At 57.7% G+C, this 22222-nt stretch carries 17 protein-coding genes and 1 riboswitch; of the genes, 7 read left to right on the forward strand and 10 right to left on the reverse strand.

What is annotated here, in order from left to right; all coding sequences use genetic code 11:
- Positions 1-2: 2 nt before the first annotated feature.
- The 3 genes from FXO11_RS06765 to FXO11_RS06775 all read left to right on the forward strand — a co-directional run bounded on the left by FXO11_RS06765 (position 3) and on the right by FXO11_RS06775 (position 4600).
- Positions 3-1118: an ABC transporter ATP-binding protein gene (locus FXO11_RS06765; protein WP_148862280.1), complete on the forward strand. Its 1116-nt coding sequence runs from the start codon at positions 3-5 to the stop codon at positions 1116-1118.
- A gap of 173 nt (positions 1119-1291) precedes the next feature.
- Positions 1292-2533, forward strand: coding sequence for an ATP-grasp domain-containing protein (locus tag FXO11_RS06770; protein WP_148862281.1), 1242 nt, complete (start codon positions 1292-1294; stop codon positions 2531-2533).
- A gap of 33 nt (positions 2534-2566) precedes the next feature.
- Complete coding sequence (locus FXO11_RS06775) at positions 2567-4600, forward strand: hypothetical protein (protein WP_148862282.1); 2034 nt, start codon at positions 2567-2569, stop codon at positions 4598-4600.
- Here the strand turns inward: FXO11_RS06775 and FXO11_RS06780 are convergent, their stop codons facing one another.
- The 3 genes from FXO11_RS06780 to thiB are packed head-to-tail and all read right to left on the reverse strand — an operon-like array spanning position 4601 to position 7921.
- Positions 4601-5278, reverse strand: a complete 678-nt coding sequence (locus FXO11_RS06780; protein WP_148862283.1) for an ATP-binding cassette domain-containing protein — start codon at positions 5276-5278, stop codon at positions 4601-4603.
- Positions 5271-6950: a thiamine/thiamine pyrophosphate ABC transporter permease gene (thiP, locus tag FXO11_RS06785; protein WP_148862284.1), complete on the reverse strand. Its 1680-nt coding sequence runs from the start codon at positions 6948-6950 to the stop codon at positions 5271-5273. The genes FXO11_RS06780 and thiP overlap by 8 nt, the downstream gene beginning before the upstream one ends.
- Positions 6926-7921, reverse strand: a complete 996-nt coding sequence (gene thiB / locus FXO11_RS06790; RefSeq protein ID WP_202980300.1) for a thiamine ABC transporter substrate binding subunit — start codon at positions 7919-7921, stop codon at positions 6926-6928. The genes thiP and thiB overlap by 25 nt, the downstream gene beginning before the upstream one ends.
- Positions 7922-8031: 110 nt before the next feature.
- Positions 8032-8131, reverse strand: a riboswitch (TPP riboswitch).
- 371 nt (positions 8132-8502) lie between these two features.
- Between thiB and FXO11_RS06795 the strand changes: the two genes are divergently transcribed.
- Complete coding sequence (locus tag FXO11_RS06795; protein WP_148862285.1) at positions 8503-10089, forward strand: BCCT family transporter; 1587 nt, start codon at positions 8503-8505, stop codon at positions 10087-10089.
- 75 nt (positions 10090-10164) lie between these two features.
- Here FXO11_RS06795 and FXO11_RS06800 read toward each other — a convergent pair whose 3' ends face one another.
- The 4 genes from FXO11_RS06800 to FXO11_RS06815 form a co-directional block, all read right to left on the reverse strand.
- A complete protein-coding gene (locus FXO11_RS06800) occupies positions 10165-11166 on the reverse strand; it encodes an alpha-L-glutamate ligase-like protein (protein ID WP_202980301.1) in 1002 nt (333 codons plus the stop codon).
- Entirely contained in the window at positions 11163-12674 is a 1512-nt protein-coding gene (locus tag FXO11_RS06805; protein WP_148862286.1) for an inactive transglutaminase family protein, read from the reverse strand. The genes FXO11_RS06800 and FXO11_RS06805 overlap by 4 nt, the downstream gene beginning before the upstream one ends.
- A 16-nt stretch (positions 12675-12690) precedes the next feature.
- Positions 12691-13506, reverse strand: a complete 816-nt coding sequence (locus FXO11_RS06810; RefSeq protein WP_148862287.1) for an ATP-dependent zinc protease family protein — start codon at positions 13504-13506, stop codon at positions 12691-12693.
- A 156-nt stretch (positions 13507-13662) separates the two neighbouring features.
- Entirely contained in the window at positions 13663-14010 is a 348-nt protein-coding gene (locus FXO11_RS06815) for a hypothetical protein (RefSeq protein WP_148862288.1), read from the reverse strand.
- Positions 14011-14404: 394 nt separating this feature from the next.
- Between FXO11_RS06815 and rmuC the strand changes: the two genes are divergently transcribed.
- Entirely contained in the window at positions 14405-16066 is a 1662-nt protein-coding gene (rmuC, locus tag FXO11_RS06820; RefSeq protein WP_227546066.1) for a DNA recombination protein RmuC, read from the forward strand.
- 152 nt (positions 16067-16218) lie between these two features.
- On the forward strand, positions 16219-17067 hold the full coding sequence (locus tag FXO11_RS06825; RefSeq protein WP_148862289.1) for a hypothetical protein: 849 nt from the start codon (positions 16219-16221) through the stop codon (positions 17065-17067).
- Here the strand turns inward: FXO11_RS06825 and FXO11_RS06830 are convergent.
- On the reverse strand, positions 17052-18068 hold the full coding sequence (locus FXO11_RS06830) for an AraC family transcriptional regulator (RefSeq protein WP_148862290.1): 1017 nt from the start codon (positions 18066-18068) through the stop codon (positions 17052-17054). The two genes, FXO11_RS06825 and FXO11_RS06830, sit on opposite strands and share 16 nt — an antisense overlap.
- 237 nt (positions 18069-18305) lie before the next feature.
- Between FXO11_RS06830 and FXO11_RS06835 the strand changes: the two genes are divergently transcribed.
- Positions 18306-19445 (forward strand): CaiB/BaiF CoA transferase family protein, encoded by a 1140-nt coding sequence (locus FXO11_RS06835; RefSeq protein WP_148862291.1) that lies wholly within the window; start codon positions 18306-18308, stop codon positions 19443-19445.
- A 4-nt stretch (positions 19446-19449) separates the two neighbouring features.
- Here the strand turns inward: FXO11_RS06835 and FXO11_RS06840 are convergent, their stop codons facing one another.
- Positions 19450-20487: an AraC family transcriptional regulator gene (locus FXO11_RS06840; RefSeq protein WP_148862292.1), complete on the reverse strand. Its 1038-nt coding sequence runs from the start codon at positions 20485-20487 to the stop codon at positions 19450-19452.
- A 745-nt stretch (positions 20488-21232) separates the two neighbouring features.
- A complete protein-coding gene (locus FXO11_RS06845; protein WP_148862293.1) occupies positions 21233-22204 on the reverse strand; it encodes a GGDEF domain-containing response regulator in 972 nt (323 codons plus the stop codon).
- Positions 22205-22222 lie beyond the last annotated feature (18 nt).

A 22222-nucleotide genomic window follows, 5' to 3' on the forward strand; every position in this document is an offset into this window, starting at 1 on the left:
CAATGGCACAATTACAACTCAAGGGTATCCGCAAAACCTACGGCAAATCCGTTCAGGAAACCCTGAAAGGTATTGATATTCATATCGAATCCGGCGAATTCCTGATTCTCGTCGGACCCTCCGGTTGTGGCAAGTCGACGTTGATGAACACCATAGCCGGTCTGGAAAGCGTGACCGAGGGCAATATCCTCATCGACGGCCAAGACGTGACTTACGCCGAGCCCAAAGACCGCGATATCGCCATGGTGTTCCAGTCCTATGCGTTGTATCCCACTATGAGCGTGCGAGAGAACATCGCCTTCGGCCTGAAGATCCGGCGTATGCCAAAGGACGAGATCGACACGGAAGTTCAGCGAGTCGCCAAGTTGCTGCAGATCGAACCGCTGCTGGAGCGCAAGCCGTCGCAGCTTTCCGGCGGCCAACAGCAACGTGTGGCCATGGGGCGGGCGCTGGCGCGGAGGCCTAAGATCTACCTGTTCGACGAGCCTCTTTCCAACTTGGATGCCAAGCTCAGGGTTGAGATGCGCACGGAAATCAAGCGCCTGCATCAGCGCTTGGGAACGACGATCGTCTATGTGACTCACGATCAGATCGAGGCCATGACCCTGGCTGACCGTATTGCGGTGATCAAGGATGGTGAGCTGCTGCAATTAGGCACGCCGAAGGAGATTTACGAGCGCCCGGCGACGCGGTATGTGGCGAGCTTTATCGGTTCCCCGGCCATGAGCTTTATTCCGCTGAAAGTGGAGGGCGAGCCGGAAACCCCGCGTGCCCGACTGCTCAGTGCCGACGGCGACGAGACGTTTGTTCCGTTGCCGAAAAAGTTGGCGGCCTATAGCGGCAAGGAGATTCATCTGGGTATCCGTCCGGAGCACATTACCCAGCCTTTGGTTCATAAGGAAGGGCAACCCGCCATTGCTTCCGGCAAGTTCCGCATTGAGGTCACCGAGCCTACGGGGCCGGATGTCATTGCGTTGACCCGGATCAACGACACGGAGGTTCATTGCCGCCTGGATCCGGATCACACCGTCGAGCCGGGGCAACCTGCGGAGCTCATGGTGGATCTCAGCCGTGCCATTTATTTCGAGTCTGGCCAGGAAGCCCGGATAGATATTTGATTTCATTAGCAAATGTAATCTTTGGCCGGTGATCCTTTAACACGTTGTAGGATCACGGGCTTGAGGTTATTTCGGTGTACCGGGAGAACCGCCCGCAGATAGGTGTATTTTTTATCCACTCCCCATTCGTGTACGGTAGTAATAGAACCGGTGTTCGACAAGGAGGGCGTTCGATGTCATCAGATACTCAGCAATCTTATAATCCTGAAAAGGGTTATGTCGCTTTACTCGGCTGGAGTCTTAACGCGGTTGAAGCGGTCGATAAGTTTGACCGGCGTTATGTAGTCGTTGCCCCGGACTGGGCAGAGAGCTACTGCGAAGAACACAATATTCCCTATATCCCCTGGAATTTTGAGCGCCTCAACGATCGCTCCATGGAGATTGCCCAAACGTTGAAAGACAAGGGCGTCGATGTGGCGATTCCGTTGTTCGAGGAAACGGTGGAATGGGCGGGCGCCATCAATGCAGTGCTGATGGATAAGCCGCGTCTGTTCGGTCAGGCGATGCTTCTGCGCGATAAGGCCCTGATGAAGCGCCGCGCGCAGCTCGGTGGCATTCGCGTGGGTATTTTCGAAGAGGCCCATGATCGAGAAGATGTCATCCGTTTCCTCAAGCGAGTGAACCAGACGCTGCTTAAGCTGGATGGCGACCCCAACGATCCTATCCACCTTAAGGCGTTCGACAAGGCCGGCTGTCTCGGGCACCGGGTCATTCGTACCCCGGACGAGGTGGACACGATTCCGGATGAAGAATTCCCGGTATTGATGGAATCCCACCTGGATGGCTGGGAGTTTGCGGTGGAGGCCTGGATCCACAATGGCAAGATCCGCTTCCTCAACATCTCCGAGTACGTGACTCTCGGTTATTCTGTCTTTGTGCCAGCCTCCCCCGAACTCGAGAAGTACCGGGATCTGATCAGGAAGCAGATTGAGAAACTGATCAAGACGTTCGATATCGATTTCGGCTTCGTGCATCCGGAGTACTTCGTCACCAAGGACGACGAGATGTACTTTGGTGAGGTTGCCTATCGGCCGCCGGGCTTCAAGGTATTCGAGCTGCTGGAACGGGTCTACGGTTTCAACGCCTATCAGGCGATGGTTTTAACGTTCGACCCCAAATCCACCGAGGAAGAAGTGGAGGCATTTTTCCCCCGCGAGGTGGTCGATGCCAAGTGTTACGCTGGCTGCTTCGGCGTTTATCCACGCCGGCGCGTGGTCAGCCATCTAGAGATTCCCGAGGAGACAGAAGAGCACGAGTACTATGAGTCGAACGACCTGGCCCCACCGCTCCAGGATACCGTAACCAAACGAACGGCATTCGGTACCCATTGGGGACTGCTGTATTTCAAAGGCGATGATCCTCATCGTCTGAGAGATTTGCTGAAACACCAGGAAGAGCTCGACTTTTACGTGTAGTCTGGCTGCTATCGACGATAGCGAGGATGTCGCGTGGATAACAGAGAGACTTTGGGGGCAGCTCCGGGAAAGCTGGAGGGGCTGCTAGCCAAGCTGGATTATGCCATTGGGCAACTTGCCCAGGCTAAAGGCTTCGCCAAGCCGGGCAAGGTCGGACCGGTTTTCGACCTTGCCCGGCGAGTACTGATGCAGCCTGGCGGCTGTGCTGCGATTGAGGAGCGGGCCCGTCAGTTGGAAGAATCCGGGGTGTTTGAGGGCTCGGACTGGGCCCGGCCCCACATCCTCATTCCCTCGTTCACTACCCACTCGCTCAAGAGCGCTCAAGCCGATACCGTGGTGCTGGAAGCGCTCAGCGAGTTGCGGTTGCTTGCCGTCGCCAAAGAGGATTATCGCCATCCGTTGATGTCCGCCGAGCAGGCGCATCACTACCTGACCCAGGTGCTGGCGATGAACCTGGGACTGCTGTTCGGCCTGTTCGGAGAGGCTGAGCGTGAACAACAGGGCCGGCTGGCTCAGGTCAGTCAGGCTCTGGTCAAACACGTCGCGGACCGTATCGGCTACGAGCACGTTATCGATCAGCTGATTGCCGAGATCTGGCGTATTCTCAATCAGCGGCCGATCCAGACGGCATCGGTTAAGCAGATGATTACCCAGATCGCCATTTGCACCCGTGATCCGGATATTGATCTCGGTGCAAGTGGGCAGGGTGCCTCCCGCTTGATCAGCAGCCTATTCGGGCCCACCCAAGCCTGCCAGGAAGATCCGGGGATAGAGGTTTACGCGCAACGCTTGGCCTCCATGGATGTGCGCAGTCTGCAGAATGAGAGTCTTGGTTGCGCCCGAGCAATGCACGATACGGGGCTGGTGTCCGCCTACCATGCGGAGCTGGTTCGCTTTCTGAGGGAAAATGATAGTTCGCTACTGATTGAGGCGCTTGGTCTGTCCAGCACAGGTCGGGACTGCTACCTATGTTACCGCGATCTGGTCCATGCCTTGATCGATGCCATGGTCCAGCCGGAGACCGCTCAGTCCGTCTATGGATTGTCTCTGCTGCTGGAGCGAGGACTGCTCTACCAGCCGGCAGCGGCGCCAGCATTGTGGCGTCAAGTGTCGTTGCCGCTTTCCCGCACCACTCGGGAGCGCTTACGGCTGGTGTTCGGCTCAGCCGTTTCGTCCCGTTCGTTATTGCTCGAGGGCGTCGTGTGCATGCTCGGTCAGCCGTTGGGCGTGGGCCAGGGAAACAACCCCACCTGCCAGTCGGCGCGCGCCGTGTCCATGTGGGCTTATAGCGATCCCGACTACCTGTTGCAGCTCGTGGTTTGGGCCGCGCGGGACGACGAAGTCATCATGCATTTCGAAGGCAAGGCCGTCTCCTCTTTGGAGAGCCGGGGCGGCGTCGCCCAGGAATTGCACCTGGATCTGGACGCCGTATCGTTGATCCTTGTGCCCCACCTGGACCGGATCTACGGCGAAATGGGACGGCTGTGTGTAGGACGCGAGGGCGACCCTCATCGCTGGATTAATCCGGAATTCCACGGCTGGTGGTGTGGGCGGGGCTTCAGTATCAACGTCGATGTCGCGAGCGGCCGGCTGCAGGATCTCGAGGATTTCCTGCGCCATTTCTACGCCAGCTACCATCCGTTTTATAATGGCAATCAGCCCCTTATTCACCCGCAGCCGGCGGGTATTGCCGTAACCGACAGCGCTGCCCGTTTCATCGGCTGGCACGCAATCAGCGTTCTTCGTGTGGCACTGGATCCACAGGAAATAATGCGCGTGTACTTCTTCAACCCCAATAACGACAGCGGCCAGAACTGGGGTGACGATATCGTCGTCAGTACGTCGGGCCACGACGAGCTTTATGGTGAATCATCCTTACCGTTCGAAGCATTTGCTTCGCGCCTCTATATTTTCCACTTCGATCCGCTGGAGCATGGGGCGCTTGCCGATGTTAAGCCGGACGAACTGCAGCGTGTCACCGACCGAATTTTCCGTAGTTGGGGCGCAGACCGCCTGCCAGCGGCGGACTTGCAGGCGGATTCAGGTACGGGTGAGACCGAGCTGTGATTAGCCGTTGGTCAGTGACAGCGTATGATCCGACAAGATCGCGACATCGTCCGGGTCGTGACTGACCAGGATAAGCGTTGTGCCGTTGGCTTTCTGACGCAAAAGCAAGTCATGCAAGCGCTTGCGAGTTTCGCTGTCCAGCCCGGTGAAAGGCTCGTCCAGTAGCAATAGGGGGGTGTCCCGCAGCAACGCGCGGGCCACTGCGACCCGCTGGCGCTGACCACCTGACAGTTCCGACGGATAACGTCGAGCCATGCCTCCAAGACCGGCCGTACTTCCAAGCTCCGCTGTACCTCCAAGACCAATAGTCTCGAAAAGACCAATAGTCTCGAGAAGGTCGGCAATTCGCTTTTCATCGTTTGCAGTGATTTTCATACCGGGGTGGAGCCCCAAGGCCAGATTGTCCCGGACATTGAGGTGATTGAATAGGTTGTGTTCCTGGAATACCGAGGTGACGGGGCGGTCCCAGGGCGAAAGGTCCGTCAGATCCTTTCCCCGCCATTGAATGCGGCCGGATTCGGGCGTCAGAAATCCAGCCAAAAGGCTGAGCAGGGTCGTCTTGCCACAGCCGCTGGGACCGGTGACGGCCAGACATGTGCCGAGCGCGACCTGAACGTTGAACTCAAAGCTCTGCCGAGCCTCGGGATAGCCAAACCGCAATTGGCTGACATCAAGCATGGGTATTTGATCTCCTGGCTGCCGGCGTCGTTCCGGTCGCCCGAATCGTTGCGTTTTGGCCGAGCCGGTGCAAGACAAAGAATAGGCCGAATAGCAGTATGAGCATCAATAATGCCGTTCCTGCGGCGGCGTCCAGTTGATAGCTCGAGAGCTGCTGGTAGAGGAGCAGCGGCAGGGTCGGCGAGCCGGGGCTGCCGAACAGCGCAATGACGCTGAAGTCGCCCAGGGAAAGACCGGCGGCATAAGCGAAGCCCAGCAGCAGGGGGCGTTTGAGCAAAGGTAATATGAGCTGGCGAAACCGATACCAGCCCCGGATGTTGAACTGGTCCGCCAAACGCAGGGAAAACGGGTCAAGGCTGGTAAAAGGGCCGCGTAAAACCTGGAGCACAAAGGGCAGTGCCATCAAGGCATTGATTAGCGTCACTAGCGCCAGCCCCTGGGATACGTTGCCCAGCTGAGGACGTAGCAGGATAAACAGGCCGGTGCCCAGTACCAGTGCGGGTACGACAAGCGTCAGGTGTCCCCCCGCTTCCGTCAGTCCGGCCTGTGCGTTGCGGTGCGCGTCGCGGTCGCCCTGGCTCGCGGCGAGGATGGCGAGGCCGAAAGAGACACTCAGACCGGCCGCGATCACGGCGACCATCAGACTGCGGACCAGGCTGGACCAGAGGCGCAAACTATCCAGTTCGGCATACAATCCGGGCAGGCCGCGGACGGTAATCGCGGTAAGAGGCAGTATCAGGAATGCCAGGAAAAGCGACAGTAGCAGACGATCCCGCATCCTGGCCTTTTGGGTATCGCGACGTGGCGAGCCGGCGATGTCGATACCGCCAGGAAGCAGATCGCGCGACGTGCGTTGCCGTGTGGCCAGCAGCCAGAGCGTGCCACAAATCAATAGCTGGACGACGGCCAAAATCGCCGCCTGGCTGAAGTCGAATTCGTAACGCAACGCTTGATAGATAGCCACCTCGACCGTGGTCGATTTCGGCCCGCCCCCCAGGGTCATGACAACGGCGAAACTGGTAAAGCACAGGGTAAAGATGAACGCCGCCAAACCCGGCAGTAGTCGGCGTAGGGAAGGCCATTCGAGTGTTTTCCAAATGGGGCCGCTGTCCAGACCGAGCTGTGCCGCGATACGCCATTGGTTGGTAGGAATGCGCTCGAGGCTCAGAAGCATGATGCGGGCGGCCAGCGGGGCATTAAAAAAGACATGCGCCAGGAGAATGCCCTGGAGGCCATAGAGATTCCAGTTAAACGGCAGGGCCATTGCGCCCAACAAGCCGTTGAGCCAGCCAGAGCGGCCGTAGACTGCAACAAGACCAAAAACCGCAACAATCGTGGGCAGGACCAGGCTCAGCTCTGTAAGCCGCAACAGCAGTCCGCGACCCAAAAAGTGGGCCTGTCGGTGCAGGGCGCGCGCGACCGGTAAGGCCACAACTAGGCTCAATGCGGTGGAGAGCGTGGCCTGGTATAGACTGAACCAGATGACTTGCCGCAGGTAGGCACTTTGCCAAAGTTCGGGAATGGCTTGCCATCGCCATTCCCGGAGTAGCCCACAAAAGCCGGCCAACACCACTGCAAGTAATATCAGGGCGACAATCCGCCCGGGCCAGAAGCGCCAACCCGGATGTGCGAGCGGGGGCGTATTTTTCAGCGTGCTGTCGCGTTGAGCCACTCGTCAATCCACTGCTTGCGCCCTTCGGCCACTGCATCCGGTTCAAAGTACAGCGTTTGGGGCGGGTCGATCAGTCGTTCGAAAACGTCTGGCAGTTGTTCGCCCAAATCGGTGGCGGGGTACATCACATTTTTCAGCGGAATCGCTGCTTGGAAGGCCGGTGTCAGCATGAATTCGAGAAATTGCCTGGCCAGCTCCGGATGCTCGCTGGTGCGCACCCGCGCAGCGAGTTCCACCTGCAGGTAATGCCCTTCGTCGAAGGCGACCGCCTGGTAGCGCTCGGTATTGTCGACGGCCATGTGGTAAGCCGGTGACGTGCTGTACGAGAGCACCATCGGCGCTTCGCCATTCATAAACAGGGAAAAGTACGCTTCGCTCCAACCTTTAGTGATGGTCAGGATGTTGTCCTGGAGTGCCTGCCATTTTTGCGGCGCCTGTTCGCCATAGACATGGCGCATCCATAACAGAAACCCAAGGCCCGGCGTGCTGGTGCGCGGATCTTGCAGGATAATTTTCAGATCGTCTGGCGCGTTGATGAGCGCCTCAAGGCTGGACGGCGGCTCGGCGAGCTGCTCGGTATCGTACACGAAAGCGAAGTACCCCCAGTCGTAGGGGACGAAAATGTCGTCTTTCCAAGTGATCGGCAAGGCCAGTGGCGACGTATCGATACCGTGCGCTGTGAGCAGGCCGGTCTTACGGGCGTCGGCCATGATGCTGGCATCCAGACCCAGTACCAAATCGGCCTGGGTGGATTCGCCCTCGAGTCTGAGCCGGTGCAGGATGGCGACGCTACTGTCGAGTGCGACAAAGTTCAGGGTGCAGTCACACTGGTTTTGGAATGCTTCTTTTATAGCCGGGCCGGGACCCCATTCGGACACGAATGACGGGTAAGTGTAGATGGTCAGCGTGGGCGCCGCCCAGACATTGGCTCCGACGACCGTCAGAAAAAGAAAAACGAGAGATCTCGCCACGATGGATACCACCCGCAATGTATAGGAACTATGTTTATAGGGACGATGTTGTACAGCAACAACGTTTTATCGGAGCGTTATAGAGACAGCGGGGCGGGAGACCAAGGGATGGCCTTGAGTTTCTCAATCCCTGCGCTGGCATGATCCGGGTCAGGTTCCGCGGGTCTGATCTCAGCCTGCGCTTGTACGCAGACACCCCGTTGAGGACAGGGGGAGTCTACCAGAGTGGGCTTTGTTCTGCAGGCGTCTAATCTTCCTGGGGTGCTTGATTCTTTGAGGTTGTTCTCTTAGGCTGCGCACCTTTAGAGCTATAAATAAATGTGCCGTGGCGACTCGTGGCGGTTTGCGACCCGATTAGCTGGGTGATTGCTCGGCGTATGCAATGTTTCGAGCACATACGGCTGCAAAACTGTTGCCGGCCAGCAAAAGCGGTCAGGCGTCTGACAGATAGGCCATGTACCCTGCAGATCGACGCACGCACTTTGATCTTTCGAGCTCAAATAAATAGACTTAAATAGTTGTAATCTCGCGCCCTTACTACCTTACTAGAAGGGCAGCTAATCCGTTCGAGGAGACTTGATGTGAGCGAAGGTCTAAAAGACGAGTACTCCACCGATTATCAGGCGGGGCAGGACAACGTGACGCCCCTCGGGCTTGACCTGCACAAGTCGGTATTTTTTATCACTGCATTTCTAATCATTGTTTTTGTTGTTGGCACTCTTCTCTTTCCCGAGGTGTCCACAGGCTTGCTTACCGGAGCGAAAAACGGCGCTATTGCGCATTTTGACTGGCTGTTCCTGATCAGCGGCAATATCTTCGTTATCTTCTGTCTGGCACTGATCGTGATGCCGGTCGGTAAAATCCGGATCGGGGGCATGGACGCCAAGCCGGAATTCTCAACACTCTCTTGGTTTGCCATGCTGTTTGCAGCCGGTATGGGTATTGGCCTGATGTTCTGGGGCGTTGCGGAACCTGTTGCCTATTACACCGACTGGTATGGTACGCCGCTGGGCGTGGAGCCCAATACCCCCCAAGGGGCGGAGTTGGCGCTGGGTGCAACGATGTACCATTGGGGCCTGCATCCTTGGGCAATCTACGCGATTGTCGCGCTATCCCTGTCGTTCTTCGCCTTTAATAAGGGCATGCCTTTGACGTTGCGCTCCGCGTTTTTCCCGATCTTCGGTGATCGCGTATGGGGCTGGATCGGCGATGTGATCGACATTCTTGCCGTCCTGGCGACCATCTTCGGCCTCGCGACTTCACTGGGGCTGGGTGCGCAGCAGGCGGCCGCAGGCCTGAATTACCTGTTTGATATTGATGGCGGCATCGGTACTCAGATTGCGATTATCGTCGGCGTTACCTGTGTCGCTCTCGTGTCTGTCGTACGCGGCCTGGAAGGGGGTGTCCGGGTTCTGAGTAACATCAATATGACCCTTGCGGCCATCCTGCTGCTGTTTGTCATTCTGGCCGGTTCGACCTTGGGCGTATTCCAGGCAATGTGGACGACAACCTCGTCCTACGTCACGAACATCATCCCGCTGAGCAACCCGTTTGGTCGCGAAGACGAAACCTGGTTCCACGGCTGGACCGTGTTCTACTGGGCTTGGTGGATTTCCTGGTCACCGTTCGTCGGCATGTTTATCGCTCGAGTCTCCAAGGGGCGCACGGTACGCGAGTTCATCACCGCCGTTCTGGTTATCCCGACAGTGATCACCATCGTTTGGATGAGTGCTTTTGGTGGTTCTGCGCTTGAGCAGATCCAGGCGGGCGTAGGGCCACTGGCTAGCGAAGGGCTGACGGATGTCTCCCTGGCCATGTTCCAGATGTTCGAAAACATTCCGCTGACTGCCGTAGTGTCTTTCATCGGCATCGTGCTGGTGCTGGTGTTCTTCGTGACCTCATCCGACTCAGGTTCGTTGGTTATCGATAGCATTACGGCCGGCGGCAAGCTGGATGCGCCGACGCAACAGCGTGTGTTCTGGGCGGTAATGGAAGGCGCTATTGCCGCTGCACTGATTTTCGGTGGCGGTGCTGACGCATTGAAAGCATTGCAGGCAGGCGCCGTGAGTGTCGGTCTACCGTTCACGTTTGTCCTGCTGGTCATGTGCTACGGCTTGTTTAAAGGGCTGAATAACGAGCGGGCGCTGATCAACGCTGGCATGAAGTAAGCCCCTGTGGGCCAATAAAAAAAACCCGCCTCTGGAGAAGGGGCGGGTTTTTTAATGCGGGTTTTCTATGACTGATTAGGCCGGCACACGCGGAGATGGCGCCTTTTTTTGCGATGTATAGAGCGTGCCGGTGTGACTGAATACAGACATGGCATATTCCACGCGAGCTTCGGGCGTCAGATGAGTACGCTTGAGGCTTTCAATGTATTTCAGTCGGGGTAGCAGGCCTTTGCCATTGGCCATTTGGATGGCCAGGCCCGGTCGGGCGTTAAGCTCCAGCAGGGTAGGGCCGGCGTTCTGGTCCAATACCAGATCGGCGCCCATGTAGCCTAGCCCCGTGGCTTCATAGCAGCGTGACGCCATAACCAGCATCGTATGCCAATCCTGTACATGAATATGCTCAAGCGCCATTCCCGTGTCCGGATGATGGGTGACCGGGCGGTTGAACTGCACGGCATTGAGGCTCTGACCCGTGGCAATATCGATGCCGACTCCGATTGCACCTTGGTGCAAGTTGGCTTTGCCATCCGATGAGCGGGTCGCCAGACGCAGCATCGCCATGACCGGATAGCCGCGGAATACGACAATGCGGATATCGGGAACGCCCTGAAACGAATAGTCCGTCAACGTGCTGCTGCACTGAATCAGGTCTTCGACGATCGCTACATCGGGCGTGCCGCCCAGGGAGTAAAGCCCCGCGAGAATATTGGTCAGGTGACGCTCCAGCGAGGTCAGGGAGACTGAGGCGCCGGACGCCTTAACGAAGCGATCCTCATCGCGTCCGGTAATCACCAGGATGCCCTTGCCGCCCGAACCTTTGGCGGGTTTTATGGCGAAGCCCTCAAGATCCGCCACACGCTCGCGAAAATGGGATATCTCGTGCTGCTGACTGACCACCTGGCGTAGCTTGGGCGTCGCTACATCGTATTCCGCCGCGACCAGTTTCGTTTTCAGCTTGTTGTCCACCAGGGGATAGGCACGGCGGTCATTGTACTGAGCGATATAGCTGACGTTGCGGCGGTTCATGTTGAGCATGCCGCGACGGTTCAGGGCCGCAGGGGATATCCACCGGATCATTCGTATGCCTTCATCGGATAGAAGCGGCGCAGTTCACTTAGCTTGTAGCCCGTGTACTGTCCCATTAGCAGAATAATGGCCAGAACGATCAGGTGCAGTTCCGGGAAGTTGAACGTCAGGTGACGGGCCAGCGGCGCGATCATCAACAAATAGGCCAATACCGCGACCAACAAACTGCCGGCGCCTTGTACTACGACTTCGTGAGGCCCTTCTTCCTCCCAAAGAATCGACATGCGCTCTATGGTCCAGGCCAGGATGACCATGGGGAAGAAGGTCACGGTCATGCCGGTGTTGAAGCCCATCTGATAGCCGATAATACTGATCGCCGTGCTCATGAAGATGACGAGGATAATCAGCGTGGATATTCGCGATACCAGCAAGAGATTAAGGCTCGACAGGTAGCCCCGTAGCAGCAGACCGATAGTGACGACACTGATAAAGGTCACCAGGCCCGGCAACAACGACGTTTGCAGGAAGGCAACGGCTATGAGTACCGGCATAAACGTACCCGACGTTCGAATGCCCACGATAATCCGCATGAAAGCGACCACCATGGCCCCTAACGGCAAAAGGAGCAGCATCCGGAACATGCTTTGTTCTTCGATAGGTAGCTGATACAGGCTGAGGAAGCCCAGGCCGCTGTCGATGGCTTCGGCTCGGGCAAGCTGCAAAGCGGGCACTGTCTGGCGCAGCATGGCGAAGCTGACGACGGACTGATTGCCACCCATGACGTCCAGCAGCGAGGCGGTATTGCGATTCCAGAGTAATACGTTCTCCGGCAGCCCCTGTTCGCCCGTCTGCGGGTTGAAGGTCAGCCAGCGGTCACCGTCGAAAATTTCCAAAAACGGTCGCAGCGGCTGCCGGCGCCGCGCATCTTCCAACATGATGCCTTCAGAAATCCGTGCCGGAATGTCCGCGTGGTTAAGCAGACGCGAAAGGACATCGACAGGACGGCTGCCGGTCATTAACAAGGCCGTGTTTTGGTCGGGATCGCTGGAGCGAATGAGCTTGATCAACTCCCGGGTCATGCTTTCGGGGGTGCTGGATTTGGCGGCTGAAAGCTCTAATACTTCGTTGGCGGCGGTCGCCTGGGGTTCTTCCCAGTAGATGGTTTCCGGCTGTGGCGGTTTTCTCGGGGGTTGCGCGCGTACATCCGGATCGGGGACGAACTGGGCTTTGTAGTACAGCGTCTGAGTGCCGCTGGCTTCGCGGATGGACCACTCCCCTCGACGGTCGCCTTCGTCCTCGATAATGGAGAAGCCGTAGCCTGGCGAAGCCGCCTGTTCCGACAGAACATGGAAGCCGGGTGGGTTGTCAGGGAGGTTAAGGCTGACTAGCACCGGCTCGCCGCTCGCCTGGAAATCGACTCGGGCTTCCACCAGCCAAACCGGCCGCTCATCGCCCGACAGCCAGGGAATGCCCATCTCCACGTGGCGTAACGTGGCCAGGCCCAAGCCGGCGAGTACTAGAAAGGCAACGCCGATATAAAAGGGATAACGGGACTTCACTGGCTATCTCCTGACTTCACTGATTATCTCCTGCGCCCGCTTTGGTGGCCTGGGGCTTGGCCTCGAGTTTTTGGGGTAGGGAGGTTGCGTGTTCTTTGCCCACATCCACCAACATCACGTCACGTAGGATATTGCGTCCGACAAGCACCGAGTGGGACAGATGTTCGCGATTGGATAGAGTGAATTCCGCCTTCTGTACGTGATCGCCGATGGCGAACTGGAGCTCGACGACAGCCCGGCGCTCGCTATCATCCGCCGAGGCCTGGATGATACGGGCATTGCGGGAGAGTGGGCGTTCAAGCGTTCTGAGTTCGCTTTTGGTGCGAGGAACCGGAACATCGAAACGCACCCAGTCTTCGCCGTTACGCTCGAAGTAGGTCACGTTTCTGGCATCGAGCGAGGAGGTCTCCGCACCGCTGTCGATCCGTGCCTCATAAGTGAAGCCCGGCTCCATGAAGTGCACCTGTTCGAGCTCGCCGACAATCAGCATGCCGTTCAGGCGCTGTGACGATGTGGAACTGGTTTGCTCACGAACTTCGGGGCAGCTGAGTTGCGGTCGCTCGGGGCAGGCTGGCGGGGTAATCTGCTGGCGGATGGTTTCGATCAAAGCCCGGGTGTTCTCGTTGCTGTTGCGTACCACGCCGCGGTGATGCGCCTTGAGGTCGTCGCTCAGCTTGCCGATTTCCCGGGATTGAGATGTCTGGCCCTGCTCAAGTGAACTCAGGTCTTCCCGTTCCACCAAGGCGGAGCCGGGAGCGCAACCGGCAATAGCAAGAGAGGTAAGGGCGAGCAAAAGGATGTTAGGGAGCGTGCAAGCAGCGCGCATCGGCATGAGTGACCTCAATTTGAGTGTGTCCTTAGTCTGTCTATGGCCGGCTTCCGGGAGTTGCCGAAATCTGACGCTCGGGAGTATACATTATTACGACATCGAGAGGCTTTACCGATAGGTAACCCGTTGCTCAGGTTATAAGGAGACGGCACATTTCCGTTAACCCCAGTGCTGAGTCCGGATATAGTGATCGGCGTCGATAATATCGCCAGAGCGTAGGTATTCCTGGATCGCAGGTGGGCAGTTGAGATAAAGCAGGAGCAGTTCCCGCTGGATATCTTGATCCTGGATGCGAGAGGCGTAGTGGATAAGCTGCCGGATGGCCGTATCGGAATGATCGGGGAAGCGTTGGTCGCAACGCAGCTCCACCAGTGTTTGCAGCCGTTCGAGGTGGTACTGACCGGTGTGCGTCAGGTGGTCCGCGAGGCTTAGTTCACCACGGCTGTCTTCGTCGGTAGCCTGGGCGCAATCTTGTCCAGTTGTCTTTCGCCAGAGTGCTTTTAACATGGCTGTGTCTCGAATAATCCTTGCCAGGGCGATTATTTTTGCCCCGCATCACCGCCTGGGCTGGCTCCGATCGTCCACCCGGCACTGGCGTCTTTATTTTTATGGCCCTCGCAATCAGCGAAGGCTCCGCACTGTTTTAGCGTAATTTACGAACCGGTTCCATTTGCCGGTGCAATAAAGGCGCTGCGTGTTCTCCGTTTTGCGACCTGTGCGTCAATCGGGCTGCGCGAAAGTTCACCAACCCGCCAGGATTATCAGCAAAGGCATCGGCTGTCATTTCGCCTTTAGTCGCATTCAGCCGGCAACAGTTCCTTGGCCTCGGCGCCCGCTTTTCTGGATAATTGCCGCTGGAATTCACCCCGTTGCGTTTATGCGCAATCAGTAGGAGTAGAACGTGCCGTTGTCCTTTCCCAGGGAATTACTTCCGGAGTTTGCCGCCGTTGGCCTCGTGGTTGCCATTGTGGCAGCCATCATTGTCGCCCAGGTATATCGCCGCCATACGGCCACCCAGCTCGCTCAGGCCCAAGGCCGCTTGGATGAAATGCAGCGCCGCGCCGAAGCGGCCGAAACCGAGGCTCAATTGAATGGCCGATCCCTGGCATTGGCTGAACAAGAGCGCGACCAAGTGCGACAGGCCGAAGCGCAGGCGCGCCAACGGCTCGATACGGCGGAAACGTCGCGGGAGGAATGGCGTCGCAAGACCGGCGAGTTGGACAACCGGGTGGCCTCTCTGGACGCTGAACGCAATGCTGCGCAACGCCGTGAGCGCTCGCTGGAAGAAGATCTGAAGAACCTGCGCAGTCAACATGAAGCGATCAGCCAATCCTTATCCGAAGCTAAAGTGTCACTTCGAGAATATGAAGTCACCCTGGAGGAAGAGCGGCGCGCCACGCGAGAAAAGCTGGAGTTGCTGGAGCGCAATCGCGACGCCCTGAAGCAGGAGTTCGAAAACCTGGCTAACCGTATCTTCGAGCAGAAAAGCGAGCGCTTTTCCCAGCAGACGCGCACAAGCCTGGATACCCTGCTCAATCCGTTTCGAGAGCAGTTAACCGACTTCCGTAAACGGGTGGAAGATGTGTACACCACCGAAACCCGGGACCGCCAAGCCCTTCGCAGCGAAATCGAATCTTTGCAGAAGCTCAATCGCCAGATCACCGAAGAGGCGGCAAATCTGACGCGAGCGCTAAAAGGCGACAAGAAAATCCAAGGCAACTGGGGCGAACTGATTCTCGAACGCGTGCTGGAAAAATCCGGCCTGCGGAAGGGCGTCGAATACGATACCCAGGGCAGCTATCGCGATGGGGAGGGGCAGCTCTACCGGCCGGACGTGGTGGTGCACCTACCTGACGAACGTAATCTGATCGTCGACTCCAAGGTATCCTTGCTGGCTTATCAGCAGTGGGTAACCGCCGAGGATGAGTTGGAACGGCAGGAGGCGCTCAAGTCGCATGTGGATGCCGTACGTCAGCATATCCGGTCGTTGAGCGAAAAAGATTACAGCCAACTGCACGGGCTGCGGTCGCCGGATTTCGTGCTGCTATTCATGCCTATCGAACCGGCCTTCGTGGCTGCCTTTCAGCAGGATGAAAACCTGTTCGGCGAAGCGTTTGACCGCAAGATCATTGTGGTGACCCCAACAACCTTATTGGCGACGCTGCGCACCATCGAGAATATCTGGCGTTATGAGCGCCAGAGCCAGAATGCGCGCCGAATTGCCGATCGGGCTGGTGCCGTTTACGACAAGCTGCGTGTGTTTGTCGAGTCCATGGAGAAGCTCGGCAGTCAATTGCAGACCGTGCATGGCACGTACGATTCGGCGATGAACACGCTGACGCGAGGTAAGGGCAATTTGATCTCCCAGGCCAACCGCTTTGTGGAACTCGGTGTACGGGTCAAGAAGGAACTGCCCAAAAGCGTGCGGGACCAAGCGGAAGTGGACGAACTCTCCCTTGGGGATATGGAAGAGAGCGAGGAGGGCGGTATTGGAAAGGGCAATAAGGGCAATAAAGAGACTGACGAAGGCAGGGACGATGCCGGCGACCGGGAGCATGACTGAAAATTGTCAGGCCTCGTGGTTTCGAATGGAATTCAGGTCACAAAGCACAATACCATACGCGTCAATCTGTCAGGTTGAATCCTCCCCGCGAATGGCAGACACTTTAATGGATCCAACGCGTAACCAGTGATGTTCCCTGTGGAGATTTCAGGATGAAAACCAGATGGATGGGTGTTGTTGTCGGTGGGTTGCTATTGACCCAGTTGGCTTACGGGTTGCCGCCCGAGCATGAAACGCGCCGTTTGATGCTGGCGGTGCAACAGGCGGTGGAAAACCAGAAGTGGGGCGAGGCCGGTGAGTACCTGAACCGCCTGCAGACACTGGAAACCAAGAAGCCCGACGATTACGCGTTCTACCGTGGCCGCGTAATGTATGAGGCGGGACATTTGAACGAGGCCATGGCGGCGCTCGACGGTTATGTGACTCAGGCCGGTAGCGAGGGCGAACACTATACTCAAGCGCTCGAGCTCATTACCACGATCGAGCAGTCACGCAAGAAGCAGGGCACTGCGAGTCAGTCGAAGGGCAACGGTGAGCCGGTGGCCACGATCGAACCGGCCAGCGGCGACTCGGTGAAGGATTTGCAGCGCCTGTACCTTGCCGACACGCCGTTAGAAGCGCTCGAACGGCATGCTAACAGTCTGCTCTCGCAAAATGCCTGGCGTGCGGGTAGCGACAAACGTGCGGGTAACGACAAGATAGTACGCACTGACGGCGAGCCGGATGTTCAGTATCGCGTTATCGCCAAGTCCGGCGAGCTGCAGGTACAGGAAACCCGTAAGGTGGCGGAAGGGCGTTCGGAAGTGGTTTCCAACGGTTTTCCGGTTTATGGCCTAAACCCGTTACTCGACTGGGACTGCGTTCCAGTTGAACGTACGTGCTTTATCTACGATCCCCGGGATGGTTCGCGTTGGATCAAGCTGGGTGGACAGGAAACGACCACCGAAGAACTGGCCCGCACACTGGGTGATCTGATACGCCGACTTCAATCGCCCTCCTGAGTCTCTCCCTCGCGCCAGGCGCCCGGTGTCATGCCGGTCCATTTCTTGAAAGCGCGATGGAAGGTTGAAGGTTCCGTGAATCCGACCAAAAGGGCGATGTCGTTAATCGCCCGATCCTCTTTTCCCAAGTGGTAAATGGCCAGATCGCGACGCAGCAGATCTTTGATCTCCTGGAATGATGTGTTTTCTTGCTTCAGCCGGCGCCGCAAGGTTTGTGGGCTCACATGTAGCTTCGAAGCGATCCATTCGAAATCGGGAACCGGACGGGAGAAATCCCGGCCGATCAGCCCTCGAATTTTGCCGGTATAACTGTTGCCTTCGTCCGGCCGGGCCAGCAGGTCGGCCGGCGAGGTTTTGAGGAAACGTTTCATTTCCGGTCGATCGCGAATGACAGGTGCCGACAGAAATCGGGCGCTGAAAATCAGTTCGGTTCTGTCTGCTTCAAAGGTCAGCGGGCAGTGGAAGATATGCCGGTATTCATCGCCATGGAGGGGATAGGGGTAGTCGAAGCAGGCCTGTTCCAGGGTAATAGCCTGGCCGATCAGCCAGCTACACAGCCGATGCCAAATCACCAGGATGCTCTCGCGGAAGAACAAGAGTGGATCGTGGGTGGGGCCATCCACTTCCAGTACCAGCGCAATCTGTTCGCCGCGGCGTTCGTGACGCATACAGACGGGGTTTTCGAACAGATTGGAGAACTGATAAGCCCTGAGCAGAACGCTCTCCAATGTCGAGCAGCCAATCAGCAGCGAGCACATGGTGGCAAAGGTGCCGGGCTTGCAGCGCCGCGGTCCCATTCCCATGAACTCATCCTGCATCTCTTGCCAGATCACCTGCATCAGGCGGCTGAACTGGGCGCTGTTGACTCGGGCGCCTGGCGCACGAAGCAACTCCGGCGAGATGCCGGCACGGCGCAGCAGAGCGGGTGTTTCAAGCTGCTGACGTTCAGCGCCGCATAGCGCGGCCCGTACGAAATGCCCGGAAACCGTCAGATTTGCCATGAATTGCCCCGCGTCAAGAAATGCGTCACCGACAGATCATCCTTCCCGTTCATGGAACAGCGGTCCCGTAAGTTCTTGCCTATCATAAGAAGACACCCCTGGTTTGCAACTTCCTTGGGGTACCGGGACGCTCTGGAAGATGTGGCCAATGAGAATGTCGCCTGATGCCGTTGGCGTTTGCAGCGGTTAGAGGCAGGCTGTCGGGCTGAATAAACTCGTAACGAAGGAGGTAGGGCTATGTCAGGTCCGCTGGAAGGTCTGCGCATTCTCGATTTCACCACGCTATTGCCCGGGCCCTACGCGACCATGCTGCTGGCGGATATGGGCGCGGAAGTCCTGCGTATCGAAGCACCGGATCGCATGGACCTGACGCGGGTGATGCCGCCCCATGACGACGGTGTCAGCACCGCACACACGTATCTGAATCGAGGCAAGGCCTCCGTCGCCCTAGACCTCAAGCAGCCCGAAAGCATCGAGTTCGTAAAGCGCCTCGTGGTTGACTATGACATCGTGATTGAACAGTTTCGCCCCGGGGTCATGCAGCGTCTGGGACTGGATGAAGACGCACTGCGAAGCATTAACCCAGCGCTGATCTACTGTGCTATTACCGGTTACGGTCAGACGGGCCCGTATAAGCATCGGGCCGGGCACGATATCAACTACCTCTCGCTCGCTGGCGTAAGCAGTCATTGCGGCCGAAAAGAAACCGGACCGCCGCCGATGGGTATCCAGGTGGCGGATGTAGCGGGTGGCTCCCACCACGCGGTGATGGGAATACTCGCCGCTGTGGTGCATCGCCAGCGTACTGGCGATGGACAATGTGTTGACGTCAGCATGACCGATGCGGCCTTCGCGTTAAATGCCATGACCGGTGCTGCTCACCTCGCGGGCGGTGAATCGCCGGGACCGGAGCGATCCTTGCTCAATGGTGGCAGCTTCTACGACTATTACGAGACCGCCGATGGTCGCTGGCTGTCGGTCGGCAGCCTAGAACCGCAGTTCATGACCCGTTTGTGCGACGTGCTGGGCCTGGAGGAGATGAAGAGTTTTGGCCTGAGCCAGAATCCGGCGCATCAAAAGAAGCTGAAGCAAGCGCTGGCCAAAGCCATTGTCCAGCGTAACCTGGCGGACTGGGAGGGCATCTTTGCCGAGCAGGATGCCTGCGTTGAGCCGGTGCTGACCTTGGAGGAAGCGGCGGCCCATCCCCAGATCCAGGCCCGCCACATGGTAATCAATGTGCCCAGGGAAACCGGTGGAGCGCAACGGCAGATCGGTCATCCCATCAAGTTCAGCCAGACGCCCTGTGAAGCGTCACATACGGGCCGCCAGCTTGGCGCCGACAATGAGTCTGTGCTGCGTCGACTGAAGACAGAGTAGAGGTCTACCGCGCACACTTGTGCCGCTCCCGATACTCGCCGGGCGTTATCCCGGCACTGTTCTTAAACCGCCGATGGAACGAGGTGGTTTCGCTGAAGCCGAGCCGGAAGGCGATTTCGGGAATGGGAAGTTCGGTATTCCCCAGGAGGTCCTCGGCCAACGACTGCCTGACGGCGTCCAGCAGCTTTTGGTAACTGCTGCCTTCGTAGCTGAGCTTGCGTTGCAGCGTTCGGCTGGTCATACCCAATTGCTCGGCCACGATATCCTGTCGACTCACACCCTGTAGCAATTGATGGCGAATGGCATTTTTCACCTGGGTCAGCAGCGCCGTGTGACGTTCGATGCCGGCCATTTGGTTCTGGGCGTGGGCTTCTAAAGTCCGGCGCAGGTTCGGGTCGGGTTGGCGTAGGGGGACGTCCAGCAGCGACTTGGCGGCGACCACCCGGTTGTCGCTGGCTTCGAAGTGCACTGGGCAGCCCCAGCGCGTTTGATAGGCAGACTCATAGTCCGGTCCCGGCGAACGGTGCTCAAGGTAGACTGCCCGTGGGCGGGTATTCGGCTCGTCACCCAGCCAGCGGGCATAGTTGATCCAGGAGGCAATCACGTTGTCGATCACTTGTGTTCGCACGATGGGGTCGGTGTAGGCGCACTGCCAGACCAGGTGCATCTCGTCGTCTTGCACGAAAAACTGGGTGATGCCCAAATCGCCCACCAGCTTCTCGTAGGGAATGATGTACTGAATGGCTTCTCCCAGCGTGGCGCAGCTCATGGTGATGTAGCCCAGCACGCTATAGGAACCTGGCTGGACGTAGTCGCCGGTTTCCAGTCCCAGAATGGGGTTGCTGTTGGCATCGGCCAGCTGGCGGATGAAATGCTGGAAACGTGCGCCGTCGATCCTGGCGTCGTCGGCGGGCAGTGCCTCCGGGTCCAGTCCTGCGTCGGTGAGCAACGATTGGGTATCGATATTCTTGTGATCGGCCGCTCGCAAGTATTGGCGCAATGCGGCGACGGATACGGAGCCCAGGGGTGTGGTCGTCTTCATGCGTACCGTTGTTATTGACGGTTACCCGTTCGATGGTTTCCCGTATTAATAAAGGTGCGGCGTCGCTAAATCAATGTTTGGGAGGTATAGATGCGCTTGAATCGGCAGATTGGCAGGACAACGGCAGGGTCAAAAGTAGGCAGCGTGAAAAATAAACGAAATAAAAAAGCGGGCTGGATAAACCAGCCCGCCTAAAAATAAGGAAAGAACGAAAGTGCCTGAAAAATTCGTTAATCCGTTGGGAGGTAAAACCCCCATACTGCGACGAAGGGACTGCTGACTCTCCAGACTGCTCGCTTGGAAGACTACTGACTCTCCAGACTGCTTACTTGGAAGACTGCTCACTCCTCCGTCATGGGGGGTACTGCTTACATCCACGATTGAGATATTAGGGGCTGACGCCGGAGAAGTCTGTTTGTGATGTGTATGCCCGTGTAACGGATTGTGCTGTGAGCCCGTTCCCGGATTTACAGGGGGTTCTAGTGTGCCGTGCGGTTAATTCGCTGATCTACTGCGCGTCGCTGACGGCGCTGGACAAGGCGCCAAGCCGCAGGCGGGGTGGTTCCCCGTCAAGGTTTGGGAACGACGGCCCAGCGTCGTCAGCGATGCGCCCTTCGGGAGCCCCTGAGAGCTTTGATAGCCGCGTTGCGCTGGCTCGATTTGGAACCACCAAACCTTCGCCACCGCGCCTTGCTCTCAAAGCTTTCAGGGGCTCAGTAGATCAGCGAATTAGCCGCACGGCACACTAGGCTTCCTGCAACACATCGGGGGCGGTTTCCGTAAACAGCCGGGTCTCGTACGCGTCCATGAGGCCCTGGACCGCTGCTTTTTCGACGTCCGCGACGCTTGGGGTTCCATGCTGGATGTCCGTGCGGCACAGCGCCATACCGGCTTCGACCGAAATGTAGCCCGCTGTGGTTTTGAGCGCCTTGTGATTAATGCCGTCGTAGATACGCCGGAAGGCGCTGACGGAGCAGTGCTCAGGGTTATCGAAATGCGCGACGATGGCGTACTGATTGTCGCCGACCCGGCACAGGGTATCCATGGGGCGAATCAGGTGACTGAGCCGGCGGCCGATGCCCACCGCCAGCTCGCTCATGGTTCCGGCACTGTGCTGGCGTTTGAGCGGCTGCCAGTTACGGATGCCTACCAGCACATAGGCCGACGCGCCACCGCGGGATTCGGCCTGGCGTAGACTCCGTTCCAGCCGCTCCCGGGCATAGGCGTTGTTGCACAGACCGGTTTCCAGATCGATGATGTTGCGCGATTCAAGCTCACGGTTGTTCTCCACGAGCAGGGCGTTGGCCATGAGTAGCGTATTTTGTCGATCCGCCATGCGATCGGCGGCGAAAATCCGTGGTAGCAGTTGCTTGCTCATGTCTGACTTGTAGATGAAATCGTCCACACCGCGATCGAACGCTTCCGCTAGCGCATCGACGCTTTCACGTGCTGTCAGCAGCATCACGTAAGTATAGTGGTTGCCCTGTTCGTCCAGCTGACGCACACGGTCGGTCAGTTCCAGGCCATCCATCTCCGGCATGAGCCAATCGGCAATCAGTACGCTTACCGGTCGATCCTCCATCAGCCCCACGGCGTCCGGAGCGTTGTGGGCGATACGTACATCGCGGTAGCCGGCTTTCTTTAGCGTGCGGGCAACAACCATGCTGCTAAATTTGGCATCGTCGACGACGAGTATGGGGAGATCCAGGTTGGGCATGCTGATTGACGACTCTCA

This window comes from Marinobacter fonticola, assembly GCF_008122265.1.
GTDB lineage: Bacteria > Pseudomonadota > Gammaproteobacteria > Pseudomonadales > Oleiphilaceae > Marinobacter_A > Marinobacter_A fonticola.